Source organism: Bacillus sp. 205(2023) (genome assembly GCF_037027485.1).
GTDB lineage: Bacteria > Bacillota > Bacilli > Bacillales > Bacillaceae > Bacillus > Bacillus halotolerans.
Genome location: NZ_JAXCHF010000003.1, coordinates 137,025 through 151,969, shown reverse-complemented (window position 1 = coordinate 151,969; position 14,945 = coordinate 137,025). Strand labels below are relative to the sequence as shown.

Annotated in this window: 15 protein-coding genes and 1 pseudogene; all 16 read left to right on the top strand. The window is 45.5% G+C overall.

Going from position 1 to position 14,945, the window contains the following annotated elements; genetic code table 11:
* Nucleotides 1-93: 93 nt before the first annotated feature.
* Nucleotides 94-885: a terminase small subunit gene (locus WA325_RS11105; protein WP_202852828.1), complete on the top strand. Its 792-nt coding sequence runs from the start codon at nucleotides 94-96 to the stop codon at nucleotides 883-885.
* The gene (locus tag WA325_RS11100) at nucleotides 882-2,183 is read left to right on the top strand and encodes a PBSX family phage terminase large subunit (protein WP_105990652.1); all 1,302 of its coding nucleotides are present in this window, start codon (nucleotides 882-884) and stop codon (nucleotides 2,181-2,183) included. The genes WA325_RS11105 and WA325_RS11100 overlap by 4 nt, the downstream gene beginning before the upstream one ends.
* Nucleotides 2,184-3,674, top strand: coding sequence for a phage portal protein (locus tag WA325_RS11095; RefSeq protein ID WP_044156250.1), 1,491 nt, complete (start codon nucleotides 2,184-2,186; stop codon nucleotides 3,672-3,674).
* Nucleotides 3,675-3,693: 19 nt separating this feature from the next.
* Complete coding sequence (locus tag WA325_RS11090) at nucleotides 3,694-4,521, top strand: XkdF-like putative serine protease domain-containing protein (protein WP_024121065.1); 828 nt, start codon at nucleotides 3,694-3,696, stop codon at nucleotides 4,519-4,521.
* Nucleotides 4,522-4,542: 21 nt separating this feature from the next.
* Nucleotides 4,543-5,481: pseudogene (locus WA325_RS11085) on the top strand (phage major capsid protein); the annotation flags it as partial.
* A gap of 23 nt (nucleotides 5,482-5,504) precedes the next feature.
* On the top strand, nucleotides 5,505-5,888 hold the full coding sequence (yqbG, locus tag WA325_RS11080) for a protein YqbG (RefSeq protein WP_336183619.1): 384 nt from the start codon (nucleotides 5,505-5,507) through the stop codon (nucleotides 5,886-5,888).
* On the top strand, nucleotides 5,885-6,241 hold the full coding sequence (locus tag WA325_RS11075; protein WP_101860760.1) for a YqbH/XkdH family protein: 357 nt from the start codon (nucleotides 5,885-5,887) through the stop codon (nucleotides 6,239-6,241). The genes yqbG and WA325_RS11075 overlap by 4 nt, the downstream gene beginning before the upstream one ends.
* Nucleotides 6,238-6,726, top strand: a complete 489-nt coding sequence (locus WA325_RS11070) for an HK97 gp10 family phage protein (RefSeq protein ID WP_105990656.1) — start codon at nucleotides 6,238-6,240, stop codon at nucleotides 6,724-6,726. Before WA325_RS11075 ends, WA325_RS11070 begins: the two co-directional genes overlap by 4 nt.
* Before the next feature lie 12 nt (nucleotides 6,727-6,738).
* Nucleotides 6,739-7,179, top strand: a complete 441-nt coding sequence (locus tag WA325_RS11065) for a phage tail terminator family protein (protein ID WP_105953650.1) — start codon at nucleotides 6,739-6,741, stop codon at nucleotides 7,177-7,179.
* A 2-nt stretch (nucleotides 7,180-7,181) separates the two neighbouring features.
* A complete protein-coding gene (locus WA325_RS11060) occupies nucleotides 7,182-7,394 on the top strand; it encodes a hypothetical protein (RefSeq protein ID WP_059336109.1) in 213 nt (70 codons plus the stop codon).
* The gene (locus tag WA325_RS11055; protein ID WP_024121072.1) at nucleotides 7,394-8,794 is read left to right on the top strand and encodes a phage tail sheath family protein; all 1,401 of its coding nucleotides are present in this window, start codon (nucleotides 7,394-7,396) and stop codon (nucleotides 8,792-8,794) included. Before WA325_RS11060 ends, WA325_RS11055 begins: the two co-directional genes overlap by 1 nt.
* 1 nt (nucleotide 8,795) lies before the next feature.
* On the top strand, nucleotides 8,796-9,239 hold the full coding sequence (locus tag WA325_RS11050) for a phage tail tube protein (RefSeq protein ID WP_003220592.1): 444 nt from the start codon (nucleotides 8,796-8,798) through the stop codon (nucleotides 9,237-9,239).
* 89 nt (nucleotides 9,240-9,328) lie between these two features.
* Nucleotides 9,329-9,775 carry a phage tail assembly chaperone gene (locus tag WA325_RS11045; RefSeq protein ID WP_014663652.1) on the top strand — a complete coding sequence of 149 codons (447 nt, stop codon included), beginning with the start codon at nucleotides 9,329-9,331 and terminating at the stop codon, nucleotides 9,773-9,775.
* A gap of 41 nt (nucleotides 9,776-9,816) precedes the next feature.
* Nucleotides 9,817-9,954, top strand: coding sequence for a hypothetical protein (locus WA325_RS11040; RefSeq protein ID WP_087941868.1), 138 nt, complete (start codon nucleotides 9,817-9,819; stop codon nucleotides 9,952-9,954).
* Between the two features lies 1 nt (nucleotide 9,955).
* A complete protein-coding gene (locus WA325_RS11035) occupies nucleotides 9,956-14,281 on the top strand; it encodes a transglycosylase SLT domain-containing protein (RefSeq protein WP_442895280.1) in 4,326 nt (1,441 codons plus the stop codon).
* Nucleotides 14,274-14,933 carry a LysM peptidoglycan-binding domain-containing protein gene (locus tag WA325_RS11030; protein ID WP_105953647.1) on the top strand — a complete coding sequence of 220 codons (660 nt, stop codon included), beginning with the start codon at nucleotides 14,274-14,276 and terminating at the stop codon, nucleotides 14,931-14,933. Before WA325_RS11035 ends, WA325_RS11030 begins: the two co-directional genes overlap by 8 nt.
* Nucleotides 14,934-14,945: the final 12 nt, after the last annotated feature.

Genomic DNA, 14,945 nt, shown 5'->3' with positions numbered 1-14,945 from the left:
ATAAGTGAAAAGAGCATGACACATAAGCGGCCGGCATAACCAGCCGCTTTTATGAATAGAAATCCATGCTGGAGGTGGCGGTGATGCCGTAGCATGAAAACACAACAGAGAGAACAAGCATTAGCAATCTATCAGCACCATCAGGGAAATATCACAAACAGGGCCATTGCAGACACAATCGGCGTTTCGGCGAAAACAATCGGCATCTGGAAAAAACAGGACGGATGGAAAGAAGCCTTGTTTTCTGAAAACGGACATAAGCAGCGCCGCATAGAAAACGATGAATTAAATGAACGGCAGCGGCTGTTCTGCCTGTACTACGTAAAAAGCTTCAATGCGACACAGTCAGCGATCAAGGCGGGCTATTCTCCGGACAGCGCCCATGTGACGGGCTGCAGGCTGTTAAAGAATGAAAAGGTTGCCGCTGAAATCAGGCGGATAAAAAAAGAAATGGTGAATGAAGTGTTTATTGAAGCGATGGACGTTTTGCAGGTATATGTCAAAATCGCGTTCGCCGATATTACGGATTATGTGACCTTTGGCAAAAAAGAGGTGCAGGCCGTCGGAAAGTCGGGACCGCTGTTTGATGAAGATGATAACCCGATCATGAAGGAAATCAGCTTTGTCGACGTCAAAGACTCCGGTCTCGTTGACGGCACTATTGTCACGGAGGCAAAGCTCGGCAAGGAAGGCATCGCCATTAAGCTTGCCGATAAGATGAAAGCACTTGAAAAGCTGTCATTATACTTTGATTTGTTTCCGGATCAATTTAAACAAAAAATAGAAAAAGAGAAGTTAAAGCTCGCAAAACAAAAAGCGGAAAAAACTGATGACGGCCGCGAGCCAATTGAAATCATGATCAAACGAAAAGAGGACAAGGCATGATTGTAAAAGAAATCAATCCTCATTTTGAAGATTACGTGTTCAATTGGGAGCAGACGTACCAGTTTCTCGTCGGCGGCTACGGCTCATCCAAAAGCTATCATACGGCGCTGAAAATCGTGTTAAAGCTGTTGAAGGAAAAGCGGACGGCGCTCGTCGTACGAGAGGTGTTCGATACCCACCGGGATTCGACCTTCGCTTTATTTGAAGAGGTGATTGAAGAGCTTGGTCTCACGAAGGCAGCCGCAGCACTTTCTTCCCCGCTTCAGCTGCGGTTTCAAAACGGCAGCCGGATCATGTTCAAAGGAATGGACAACCCGGCGAAGCTGAAATCTGTTCACAACATTTCTTTAATATGGATTGAAGAGTGCTCTGAGGTGAAATATGAAGGCTTTAAGGAATTAATCGGCCGTCTTCGCCACCCTGAGCTGAAACTGCACATGATTTGCACCACCAATCCTGTCGGCACCTCCAATTGGACGTACCGGCATTTTTTTCGGGATGAACGCAATCAGCGGTTTGTGCTGGACGACAGCGAGCTTTATGAAAAGCGGACACTTGTCAGGAGAGATACGTATTACCATCATTCCACGGCAAACGACAACCTCTTTCTCCCCGAAAGCTATATCAAGCAGCTTGACGGACTGAAGGAATATGATCCTGACTTATACCGAATTGCCCGTAAAGGCAGGTTCGGCGTCAATGGAATCAGGGTGCTGCCGCAGTTTGAGGTGCTCCCGCACGACCGTATCGAAGAACGTATTGCCGCCATCAGCAAGCCGATCCTTCGCACAGGCATGGATTTTGGTTTTGAAGAATCCTACAATGCTGTCGTCCGTCTCGCCGTCGATCCTGATAAGAAATATCTCTACATTTATTGGGAGTATTATAAAAACAAAATGACAGATGACAAGACGGCTGAGGAACTGCGGGAATTGGCTGAAACACAGGAAATGATCAAAGCCGACTCCGCTGAGCCGAAAAGCATTCAATATTTCCGCCAGCAGGGTTTTCGGATGGTCGGAGCCAGGAAGTTTCCCGGCTCCAGGCTTCAATACACCAAAAAGGTCAAACGCTTCAAAAAAATTTTCTGTTCGGACCGCTGTGAAAATGTCATCTATGAGCTCAAGACACTGACGTATGCCAAAGATAAAAACGGTGCGCTGATTGAGGATGAATTCACGATCGATCCGCATACGTTTTCTGCTATTTGGTATGCGCTTGATGATTATGAGGTCGCAGATGTGAAGGAAACAGCGCAAAAACGAATCCGTCCGAACCGAGAAAGGAGGAGGTCATAAATGCCGCACAATCAAACAGTCAGAGCAACGGTTTTAAAAGCCAATGCATCTGCTCCTCAGACAAAGCAAATTTATGAAGACGACTTTTCTGATTTGTACGGAGAGGATATCATCGCTCCGCCCTACAATATCACCGAGCTCAAAACAATTGCTGAATACTCAACCATTCTTCAGCAATGCATTGATGCGTACAGAGTGAATATTACTGGTTTTGGTTTTGATGTGGAGTACACGTTTGATGTCAACGCCACGGATGTCGACCAGGCGAAAAAGAAAAAAGCGGAAAAAGACTGGGCCAGACTTGAAGCCTTTTACAAATGCCTTCACTTTGATGAATCTGCTGAAATGATTTTAGGCTATGCCATTGAAGACAGGGAAAAAACCGGAAACGGCTTTATGGAAGTGCTTCGCGACGGGATGGGAAAACCGGCCGGCATTGAATATTTGGATGTGAAATATATGCGCGTATGCGGAGCCGGCGAACCTGTCGAAGTATCTTTTATGTATGAAGAAAACGGAAAAGTGAAGAGAATCAAAAGGCAAAAACGGTTTCGGAAATTTGTGCAGATGATCAATGGAAAAAAAGTATTTTTCAAAGAATACGGCGATCCTCGAAAACTGGACATGCGCACGGGCGAATATGTCAGCACACTGGCTGAAAAGCACCAAGCAAACGAAGTGATCCATCTTAAAATCGGAAGCGGCGTATACGGCGTGCCCCGCTGGGTAGGCAATATCGTCAATTTATACGGCGCCCGGAAAGCGGAAGAGCTCAATTTTATGTACTTTAAGCAGGGGCGTCACGTACCCGCGGCGATTACGGTGGAAAACGGGATGCTGTCTGAAGCTTCTTACCGGGAACTGCAGGAGTATATGAATGACCTTGAAGGTGTGGAAAACGCCCATAAATTTCTTCTGATTGAGGCGGAAGGCATCGCGAAGGAGAAGGACCTTCACGGCGGTGAAGATATCACGCCGGTTTCTGTGGAAATCAAATCCCTTGCGGAAATCCTGCAAAACGACGCCTTGTTTCTTGAATATGATGAAAAAAGCAGAAATAAGCTGCGCTCTGCTTTCCGTCTGCCGCCGCTTTATACGGGAGAAGCTCAGGAATACAACCGAGCTACGGCTGATACAGCGAGAAAAATTACGGAGGAGCAGGTGTTTCAGCCAGAGCGGAAAACGCTTGTCAACAAATTGAACACACTGCTTTTGCCGGAGCTGAATCTTCATGATGTGAGGCTGACATTAAAAGGACCGGACTTTCGTGATCCGCTTGAGATTGCGAAAGTGCTCGGTCCTTTTATTACAGCTGGAGCCGTTTCGCCGAATGATTTGCGAGACCTTGCCGGACGGGTGCTCGGCAAAACGCTTGAGGAGTGGCCGGAGGACATTTACAAACGCCCTGCCGGACAGGATGCTGAAAAGACAAATCTGACAGCACTTATGCAGGAGCTGAAGGACAGCATCGAAGATATCAAAACGTCCTGAAGGGAGGTGAATCAAGCAGGTGGCGCGGGAATTGAAAAATGCCAAAATCAGCTTTGTCAGCTATGTGGACAAGGCGGCAAACCAGACAGAATTTTTCTTTACGAAGTCAGCCGAACCTCCGTCATTTGAAAAAAAAGTTCGGCTGTTTACGAAAAGCGAGCAGGATGAACAAAAGCTCGTATACGGAATTGTGTATGAGCCTGATGTTCCAGATGCCCACGGCGACTATATGACCGCAGAAGAAATTGAAAAAGCGGCGCATGGCTTTCTTGCAGACGCGCGGGAGATTGATATCAATCACAGCTTTGAAGGCGGCACAGGCGTGGTCGTTGAATCCTATGTGGCGCCCGATGATTTTATCATCGGAACAAAACGGATTACAAAGGGCTCGTGGGTGCTTGTGACAAGAGCGTCAGATGAGGTGTGGGAACAAATCAAAGCCGGCATCATCACCGGCTACAGCATGGCGGGCACTGCTGATGTATATGAAGAAGAACCGGTTGAAAAAGCCGGATTTCTAAGCGTGTTCAAGCAGCTGCTGGCCGACAAAACAGGAAAGGAGACTGAAGAAATGAGGAAAGAAGACATGAGGGAATCAATCGAGCATGCGCTGTATCCGTTGCTCAAACGGCTGGAGACAATTGAAAAAAACACAGAAACAGAGGAAAAACCGGAGCAGACGGGAGATGACGAGCGCCTGAAGAAGCTCGTTGAGGACATGATTGCCCCGCTGATCGAACGCATTGAAGCCCTGGAAAAAGCTCGGGGAGCCTCTAAACAGACGGCGGACGATGCGGCCGGCAATACAGAGCAAGTCAAAAAATCAATCTGGAGCGGACTGCTGTAAACCAGTCAAAGAGGAGGAAATCAATTGAGAAATCAAGAGATCATTCGGAAAGCGGAAATGTCGCTTTCTGCTTTAAAAAGCGGCGGGCTCATGAACCCTGCACAAGCATCAGCTTTTATCCGCATGGTGCAAAACACGCCGACGATTTTCAGTGAATCCCGCGTGATTCAAATGGAAAACGATTCGCAAAAATTTGAAAAAATCGGCTTCGGCCAGCGTATTTTGCGCGCGGCTCAAGAAGGAAAGGCGCTGACAACAGACGAACTGACGGTTCCGACGACAAGCACTGTCCAGCTGAACACAAAGGAAGTCATTGCGGAAATTAACATTACGTACGACACGCTCGAAAACAATATTGAAAAAGGCGGACTGCAGCAGACGATCATGCAAATTTTAGCAGAGCGGGCGGCAGTTGATATTGAAGAGCTGATCGTAAACGGAGATACTGCATCAGCAGATCCATACCTGGCGCAGCTGGACGGCATCCGTAAACAAGCAGTGTCCCACATCGTCGATATGAACGGTGAAGAACTGTCGAGAGCGACATTTAAAAAAGGCTTAAAGGCTGTTCCGCCGAAATATTTGCGCATCCCTCAGGAATTCAGATTCTATACGTCGCACGGCTTAGAAGTTGAATGGAAGGACCGCGTGGCGGACCGTCAGACAAATCTTGGGGACCAGGCTGTTCAGGGCGGCTTGTCCACAGCATTCGGCGTACCGGTAAAAGGGGTATCCAATATCCAGCCGTACGCAGTCGGAGAGGGAGACGCGCAATATGATGCGTCCGATATCATTCTGACACATCCGAAAAATATCATTCTCGGCTTCTCACGCAATATTCGAATTGAAGTCGACAAGGATATCCGCTCCCGTAAGTTCATCATTGTCTTAACGGCGAAGCTGGACAGCAAGTTCGAGGAAGAGGATGCCTGCGCTAAATTAATTAACGTAAAAGAATAATCGAAATGGGGTGGCCAGCTTATATGCTCATCGAACCGACGGACGTTGCCTCCTATTCGGTCTATGACGAGGTGAAAAACAGGCCGGAAGAACTGCTGGCGCAGGATATCATCGAGGCGGAATCGGAAGCGGCCCACATTACAGGGCACAGCTTTACAGACAGTATCTACGACCCGCTCCCTGAAAAGGCGAAATTAGCTTTGCTGAAGCTCGCCCAATACTTTGCGCTAGTAAACAGCGACGAATCAGCCGCATCAAGCTATCAGTCTGAGAAAATGGGGGATTACTCTTACACGGTTTCCGGTGAAGCCGGCATTCAAAAGCCCGATGTGTATCATTTGCTGGAAGAGTTTATCGCACCGGACTATGTTCCGGAGTCTGCCAGATTGAAGGTGCGGTCGTTATGAGTTATCAGCAGATGCTGATCCATCGCTGTGATATTTATCATGAAACAGCGCAGCCGCCGCCGGCAGGACGATTCGGAATTCCGGCGGACAAGCTTCAGCCGGTATTTTCATATCCGAATACACCTGATGAAGAAAATGTCCCTTGCTACTTTACAGAAAAAACGCAGCAGCTGATTCAGGAGGAGCCTGATCAAACCGTGTATCACAGCTTTCTTGTCCATTTTCCATTCTCTGCGGATATCCGGATGAACGACAAAATCATTTGGCAACACAACAGTTATATTCTGAAGCTGCCAAAAAAGATCAGACACCATCATTGGGAAGTCATCGCTGTCAGAGATGAAAGTCTATGAAGATAGCGGGACTTAAACAGCTGAACGCATCGTTAAAAGAAGCGGCATCCGGCGGTTTTTCCCGCGAGGCGTCCCGGTGGCTTGAAGAGTGCGGGCAAGATTTTCTGGAGATCGTACAATCTGAACTCATCAGCACGCAAACGATAGATACAGAAAAACTGCTCAGCTCCTTTCAGAAAGGCTCAGAGGACAACCTCTGGAAGATACAAAGCGGCGGACTCTCACTTGAGGTCGGGACCCAGCTTGAATATGCTTCTTTTCTCAATGACGGCCACTGGACGTCGAAAGCGGACGATGTGAGATGGGTGCCGGGGCATTTTCAAGGCTCACGGTTTATCTATGATCCGGCTTCTTCCACAGGCATGGCACTCAAGAAAAAATGGATACCCGGCACGAGCTATTGGGAGCATGCACTGCTTCTATATGAACAGCTGTTTGCAAAATCAATGGAACATAAATTGCGCCAGTGGCTGAAAAAGATGTAAAGGAGGAGCGGGATGAACAGCGAAACAGGATCGATCATGGCTTTTTTGTACAGCCAGTGGTCTGTTCCCATTTATGAAAGCGAGCTGCCTGATCAGTTTCAAGTGCCGTCTTTATATGTCCCTGCGCCATCTGTTTTTGAAGAAACAGATACAGTCTCCACGTTTAAAAAAACCTACAGTCTCAATGTGAAGCTGTTTCATCTTGACTCCGTGCAGGCGCTGGATGAAGCGGACAGGCTCGCGGATGCCATCAGAGAAGCGAGAAATATGATACCGCTGCTCAGTGAATCCGGTGAGAAGACAGGGGATATGCTTCGCATCACCCGAATCGAGACGAGGGTGGGAGACAGGGGCGAGGCGGTCATGGTGATCAGGTGGAGCAGCCGATATTATTATCACAAAACAGAACAGCCTGTCTTACAGGATATCGATATGAACAGCGGGGTGAAATAGCGGTGGCAAAGCAGAAACAAGCGAAGGCTGTACATACAGAGAGCCGGGAAGCACTTTTTGATACAGCGGATTTGATCAAGCACGCAAAGGAACTGTTCGGCGTTAAGCCGGAGATCCTTCAGGGGGCTTTATTTGGCGTGGACAAAACACGCCTGACGAAATCAGAGGCAAGTCAATTGATACAAACATTTTTAACTAAGGAGGTCATGCAATAATGAATGGCGGAACATTTACAGCGGGAAAAGAAAAGGACCGTGCAGGCATTTATTTCAATTTTAAAACGACGGCACAGGAACGGGTGTCACTTGGTGAACGGGGGACGGTCGCACTTCCTGTCGCATCAAGCTGGGGCGAAGCGAAAACATTCGTCTCCATTTCAAGCGTGGAGGATTTAAACAAAAAAGTGGGTCTCAGCATCGACGATCCATCTTTATTACTGTTGCGTGAAGCGAAGAAAAACGCGAAAACGGTATTGATGTACCGCCTCACTGAAGGCGTCAGAGCATCTGCCGATATTGCCGAAGGCGTTAAAGCGACTGCTTTATACGGCGGATCAAAAGGGAATGACATCATCATCCGCATTAATGAAAATGTACTGGATGCAGCGTCATTTGATGTCACAACGTATATGGATGAATCAGAAGTGGATAAACAGACTGTCAAAAAAGCTGAAGAATTAACAGCAAACGGCTATGTGACATTTACCGGAACAGGAGATCTTTCCTCTTCAATTCCGCTGACTGGATCAGAGGGAGACACGGCTGCCGAGACGCTGAACGCATCTGCGGGAATCCGTCTATCCGGCGGTACGGATAAAGCGCCGGTCAACTCAGACTATACCGATTTCTTGGCTGCGGCTGAAACGGAGAGCTTTGATGTCATCGCTTTGCCGGTTGCAGAAGGAGATCAGCTGAAGGCGACCTTTGCCGCATTCATTAAGCGTCTGCGTGACGGGCAAGGGCAAAAAGTCCAAGGGGTAACAGCCAATTACAGCGGTGACTATGAAGGTATCATCAACGTGACAGAAGGTGTGCTGCTGGAAGACGGAACAGAAGTGACACCGGACAAAGCGACGGCGTGGGTAGCCGGTGCAAGTGCGGGAGCAACCTTTAACCAATCTCTCACATTTGTGGAGTATGAAGGTGCCGTTGATGTCTTAAACCGCCTTGACCACGACGCGATTGTGGAGCGCTTAGGCAAAGGCGAATTTTTATTCACATTTGACGCCCGCGATAAATCGGTAAGCGTAGAAAAAGACATTAACTCACTTGTCACGTTTACGGCTGAGAAAAACAAGAAGTTTGCGAAAAACAAAATCGTCCGTGTACTCGACGCCGTCAATAACGATTTAACACGCGAGCTGAAAGCCTTAATCAAATCAAGAAAAGGCAGCGGAAGCGATATTCCGGCGTCTGAAGACGGACTTCAGTATGTGAAAACGATGATTACGCAATACATGACAACCCTTCAGGATGCGGGCGGCATTACCGGTTTTGATTCTGATCAAGATATCACAATTTCAATGAATGAAGACCGTGACGGCTTCTTGATCGACCTCGCTGTACAGCCTGTCGACGCAGCAGAAAAATTCTACTTTAATGTGGAGGTAAACTAATATGGCATTAAAAGCACAAAACACGATTTCAGGTAAAGAAGGACGCTTATTTCTCGATGGAGAAGAAATGGCGCATATCAAAACATTTGAAGCAAATGTGGAGAAAAACAAGTCTGAAGTAAATATTATGGGCCGCCGCATGACAGGCCATAAAACAACAGGCGCAAACGGAACAGGCACAGCGACGTTCTACAAAGTCACTTCAAAATTTGTGATCCTCATGATGGACTACGTCAAAAAAGGCAGCGATCCTTATTTCACCCTGCAGGCTGTGTTAGATGATAAATCTTCCGGAAGAGGAACGGAAAGAGTCACGCTTTACGACGTAAACTTCGATTCCGCAAAAATCGCCAGCCTCGATGTCGATTCAGAAGCATTAGAGGAAGAAGTTCCGTTTACATTTGAAGACTTCGACGTGCCTGAAAAGCTTTCTGACACGTTTTAATCAAAACTGAACAAGCCATAAACAGACCTTTCTCAGAAAGGTCTGTTTTTAAATGATGAAATCAATTTAAAGATAAGGGAGTTTTTTACATGAGCGAGAAGAACGAAAACGTATATGATCTTTCCTTTTTTATGCCGGGAAAAACAATCGAAGCCGAAGAAATCAAAGTGCCGATCTCTAAACGTTTTGTTGATAAAAAAGGAAATATCGTACCATTTATTTTCAAAGCGATCACGACAGAGCGCATTGACGAACTGGAGAAAGAAACAACAACTTATAAAAATGTAAAAGGCAGAGGCCGTGTAAAAGATTTAGACAGCCAGCGCTTTTATGCCCGAATCGCAGTGGAATCGACAGTCTATCCGGACTTCCGTTCAAAAGATCTTCGAGAAGCTTACAAAACGGCCGACCCGGTAGAAGTAGCTAAACGTGTCCTGTCTGTAGGAGGCGAATACGCAAACTGGCTCAACAAAGCAATTGAGATTAATGGATTCGAAGACGAATTAGAAGACCTGGAAGAAGAAGCAAAAAACTAATAAAAGATGGGCATAAAGAAGCCGTGTATCTCTACTATGCGATGCACGAGCTTCATTATTCTCCATCAGATTTATTAGAACTGTATGAAGCGCCCAAAAACTTTAAGGCGCTGTTGTATGGGCTGATTGGGTATAAGCTTGAATTAATGGAAAAAGAATCGAGGAAAGGAGGTACATAATATCGCTAAATTGACAGCTCGTTTTGACCTGGAAGATAAAGTTTCTAAAAAGTTAAAACGAATTCATAAAGGGTTTCAAATGGTCGAAAAAAAGGTGAAAACCATTAATCGACAAATCAAAATCAGTATTAAGGCAGAGGACCAAGCCTTTTACAGATTGAGGAAGATCAATGACTATATTGTTTTGAAATTCGCAAAATCACTTGAAGTTAAAGTGGTTCTAGATGATCAGGCGACTGCCGGGCTTAATGTTATTGAGCATAAGCTGAAACGGCTCCCGAAAGAAAGAAACATTACTGTAAGTCTAATTGAACATGTAACAGATGCTTATAAAAAAATAAGAAAAATGTTGAGCGGAAATCAGTTTTCAGTCGGTCTTTTCGTCAATGATCAAATCACCCTAGCTACAAAACGAATATTGGGATATTTGCAAAAGAACCTTAAAAACGGGTATTCAGTTAAATTAAAAGTGATTGATGAAATAACAAAAACCGTTAATCGAATTACAGCCCTTTTAGGAGATTTTGAAAAAACATATACAGTTAAATTAAAAGTGATTGATGAAATAACAAAAACCGTTAATCGAATTACAGCCCTTTTAAAAGATTTTGAAAAAACATATACAGTTAATATTATCGCTAAAGAAAAATTAACTGCTGATAAGATCAACGAGAAGAAACCGGAAGAAAAAAAGAACTGGTTTATGCAAACATTAGAAGACTTCGGAACAGCTTTTAAAGATAAAGTGATAGAAAAGATTCTTGACTCGTTATTTGAAAAAATTCCTTGGTTTAAAAAAAATGATAATGAAGAAAATACCCCGAATCATGCGCCTGGGAATACGCAGAGTAATGAGAAAGTCGATAACCGCAACACCGGGCAGAGATGCTGTTGTTGCTGCTGTGGGTGCGGAGGTAATAGCTCTGGAAGCAAAGCCAACAAAAGATATAAAAAAAGAAAAAGTCCGACAAGTGCAAGGACTTCAGGACGAACACTGAGAGTTCCAGGCGAGGTATTACGAAGACGTCAGAGCGGTGCATCAGGAGAAAATGCCACAAGCGGAAGAAATTCTGGTTCTAAGTTCAGAAACTGGCTCGGAAGCATGAGGTCCACTGCCACCGACTCATCAAAATGGGGGAAAGTTTTAACGCCTTTAAAAGGTTTGGGGAAATTTGCGAAAGGTATCCCTCTTTTGGGAACTGCATTAGCGGCAACCGATTTGCTCGGGATGAACAAAGAAAATGCAGGTGAAAAAGTTGGTTCCTTTGCGGGGAATCTTGGCGGAGCCGCTGCAGGTGGAGCCGCAGGAGCAGCCATTGGTTCTGTTGTCCCTGTTGTCGGCACTGCAGTTGGCGGAGTTGTCGGTAGTATCGCAGGCGGTATAGGGGGTTCTGATTTAGGATCCTCTATTGGCAAATGGTTTGATGATGGCGGCGCTTCTAAAGCTTGGGATGGAATTGTTGACGGCGCAAAAAATGCTGTCGATTGGATCAGCGATACTTGGTCTGATTTCTCGGATTGGTTCACGGATAATGTCTGGACTCCTGTTAGTGATTGGGCCGGAGATAAGATTGATAAGATCACCGAAAAATTCGAGGATGCTAAGAAATGGCTGACTGATACCTGGAATGACGTATCATCCTGGTTTATGGATAACGTGTGGACACCAATTTATAACACGGCAGTTCCGATCATAAATTTAGTAGTAGGTGCTTTTTTATTTGCCTGGGATGGTATCCAAGCGCTCTGGAGTATTGTTTCTACTTGGTTCATGGATAATGTCTGGAATCCATTAGTTGACGGTGTCACTGATGCCGCTGATTGGATTTGGACAAAAATAAATGACGCCTGGACTTGGATCTCAGATACATGGTCTACAGTCTCAACTTGGTTCATGGATAACGTGTGGAATCCGATTAGTAATGCAGTGGCGACTGTGGCTGGCTGGATACAAGCACATATTGATTATGCGCGAATCTGGATCCAATTAAAATGGCTTCAAGTGGCGACGTGGTTCTATGACAACGTCTGGAATCCGATCAGTACAGCTGTTAGTAACGTGGCAAATTGGATCTGGACGAAGATCAACGAAGCATGGACATTTATTTCGGATTTATGGTCTACAGTCTCAACTTGGTTTATGGAAAATGTGTGGACACCGGTAAGTGATGCAGTCACTAATGCAGCAAACTGGATATGGACTAAGCTTAACGAAGCATGGACATGGATATCTGACAAGTGGAGTGCAGTTTCAACTTGGTTCAGTGAAAATGTTTGGAATCCAATTGTTTCAAAAGTGGAAGATGCCAAAAAATCCATTTCCGAAAAATTTGAGTCAGCTATAACAGCAGTTAAAGACGCTTGGAAAGGTATTAAGGCTTGGTTCCAAAAAAATGTGGGTGATCCGTTAGGCGAAATAGCTGATGGAATTAAGACGAAGTTTGAAGATACCTTCTGGTGGGTCATTAAACTCCAAGAATTGGCCGGCGCTGGAGGACGGTTCATAAATAACCTTATCGGTAGAGGTGAGGAAGCTACTGGAATAACAACAAAGGAAACCGGTAAGTCTTCATCCGGTAAAAATCCTAGCGGTAGCGGAGGAATTGCTGGTCTTGTCCAGTCTCAGTCATCAGCGCCAACAAGTATTTTTCCTAAACAAAAAAGTGTTCTTGAAACTGAAACGAATGCGACGGGCGGCTATATTACGAAACCAACCATTTCATGGATTGGTGAAGCGGGTAAAGAGTTTGTCATCCCTGTTGATAACAACAAAGGCCGCGGTAAAATGCTTCTTTCTCAGGCAGCTTCAAAACTGGGGATGAGTGTTGTTGACGACGTGGCTTCTGCTTCATCCGCAGGCGGAGAATCAGCAGTTTCTCCATTAGCCGGCGCAGCATCAGTCACCGCAACAGTATCTCCTACCGTTGATACTTCGAGTCTTAATGAACAGGCTTCTTCTTTCGGCCAACAGTTCACTCGGGGTTTTGATCAAGGTATTGAGGATAAAGTTGTTTCGATGGCCACTTGGAAACAGAAAAACGTTGGTCAGCCTATGAATAATTTGATCTCCTACTCTCCGAATTACGGAAAACAGGTGGTCAATGGTTATGCTAACGGTCAGAACAGTACAGCAACCGGCACAGATGGCTTCTTACAGACGAAAGTTAAAACACCATTCCAGAACACCGTGAATAAATCCTCCTCATGGGGAAGCAGTACAATCAAAGGATTTGCTTCCGGACAAAATAGTTCCCAAACCGGTACTGATCAATATGTAAATACACATGTGAATAAGCCGTTTTTGCGATCTAAAGAATCATCAAACGGCTGGGGAAGCGGCATGATTGGGAATTTTGTTTCAGGTATGACTTCAAAGGCAAGTGAAGTCCATGAAGCCGCCAAGGAACTCGCGAAAAAAGTTGAGAAGGCTTTCCGTGAAGAATTAGATATCCATTCGCCTTCTCGAGTTATGATGAGTCTCGGTCGCTTTGCATCTGTCGGTGTAGTAAAAGGATTGGATTCTGTCGATGTGAAAAAATACGCTGAAAAGCAAGCCGGTTCACTGGCAGCTGCTTATTCCGGAATGGGTGCAGTAGGGGGAAATGTGAAGCAGTGGCTTATGGCTGCAATGATGGCCACAAAGACACCATTAAGCTGGCTTCCAGGATTGATGACGATTGCTCAGTATGAATCAGGAGGCAACCCGAACTCTATTAACCTGTGGGACAGCAACGCGAAGGCGGGAAATCCATCACAAGGACTCATGCAGACAGTCCCGACCACATTTAATGCTCATAAAGCACCGGGCATGGGTAACATTAGAAATCCGATTCACAACGCTGCTGCCGCTATCGGCTATATCAAAAGCAGATACGGCTCAATTGATAATGTACCTGGCATTAAAAGCCTGAAACGTGGCGGTCCCTATGTCGGTTATGCCAACGGCGGGCTGATCACAAAAGAACAAATCGCCCGTGTCGGTGAAGGAAACAAGCGGGAATGGATCATTCCGGAGGAGCGGGGCATTCGCGGCCGCTACCTCCTTCAGAGAGCAGCCCAAGCTTTAGGAATGGAAGTAACAGATCCATCACAAACTCAGCAGTCTGAGCTTTCATCAGGACAAGTTTCAGCAGCCGTTACTTCCGGATCCCGGCAAACGGTACAAACAGCCGGAACGAAAGAAATAAAGATTGAATTCAATGGCGACCAGCATTTTCATAACGGACAGGATGCTGACAGTCTAATAGCTAAAATCAGGCAAGCATTACTTGATGAATTACAAAAAGACATTAACACCGGAACAAAGGGGGTCGTGGCTTTTGACTAAGTCTGTCTATGAATTTTGGATATCACAGGGGAAGGAAAAGCTGCGATTTCCCGTTCTTCCCGAGACAATTGACGTATCTAATAGCTTACAAAATGACTCAGTAAAAATAACAGGGCTGGGTGAAATCACATTTATTGAAGAGCCCGGAGCTAAAGAAATCTCTTTTTCTTCTTTTTTTCCAAAAAAGTATAGCCCGATAGCTGAATATCAGAATATCCCTTCTCCAGAGAACGCCTTTGTTAAAATTGAAAAATGGATGAAGGCTAAAAAGCCTGTTCAATTTTTAATTACGGGAACAAAAATAAATATGACATGCAGCATCGAAAGCTTTAAATACAGTGAAGGAGACAAAGAGATAGGAGATAGGGATTTTGATATTGTACTGAAAGAATACAAAACCGCTTCCCCCCGAAAAATCAAGCAAAAGAAAAAAACAAAGGCAAAACGTCCGTCAAAGGCCTCTCCGAAAACCTATACAGTAAAAAAGGGAGACACGCTTTGGGACATTGCCGGCAGATTTTACGGGAACAGCACGCAATGGCGCAAAATTTGGAACGCCAATAAAACAGCGATGATCAAGCGAAGCAAACGAAATATCAGGCAGCCGGGCCACTGGATTTTTCCCGGTCAAAAATTAAAGATACCGCAATGAAGCAGGTGATGT

Excerpts from the sequence above, each read along its gene's own strand:
- WA325_RS11040 (WP_087941868.1), top strand. The coding sequence starts at position 9,817 with ATGCACGAGCTTCATTATTCTCCATCAGATTTATTAGAACTGTATGAA.
- WA325_RS11070 (WP_105990656.1), top strand. The coding sequence starts at position 6,238 with ATGAAGATAGCGGGACTTAAACAGCTGAACGCATCGTTAAAAGAAGCG.
- WA325_RS11050 (WP_003220592.1), top strand. The coding sequence starts at position 8,796 with ATGGCATTAAAAGCACAAAACACGATTTCAGGTAAAGAAGGACGCTTA.
- WA325_RS11065 (WP_105953650.1), top strand. The coding sequence starts at position 6,739 with ATGAACAGCGAAACAGGATCGATCATGGCTTTTTTGTACAGCCAGTGG.
- WA325_RS11075 (WP_101860760.1), top strand. The coding sequence starts at position 5,885 with ATGAGTTATCAGCAGATGCTGATCCATCGCTGTGATATTTATCATGAA.
- WA325_RS11045 (WP_014663652.1), top strand. The coding sequence starts at position 9,329 with ATGAGCGAGAAGAACGAAAACGTATATGATCTTTCCTTTTTTATGCCG.
- yqbG (WP_336183619.1), top strand. The coding sequence starts at position 5,505 with ATGCTCATCGAACCGACGGACGTTGCCTCCTATTCGGTCTATGACGAG.
- WA325_RS11100 (WP_105990652.1), top strand. The coding sequence starts at position 882 with ATGATTGTAAAAGAAATCAATCCTCATTTTGAAGATTACGTGTTCAAT.
- WA325_RS11095 (WP_044156250.1), top strand. The coding sequence starts at position 2,184 with ATGCCGCACAATCAAACAGTCAGAGCAACGGTTTTAAAAGCCAATGCA.
- WA325_RS11105 (WP_202852828.1), top strand. The coding sequence starts at position 94 with ATGAAAACACAACAGAGAGAACAAGCATTAGCAATCTATCAGCACCAT.
- WA325_RS11055 (WP_024121072.1), top strand. The coding sequence starts at position 7,394 with ATGAATGGCGGAACATTTACAGCGGGAAAAGAAAAGGACCGTGCAGGC.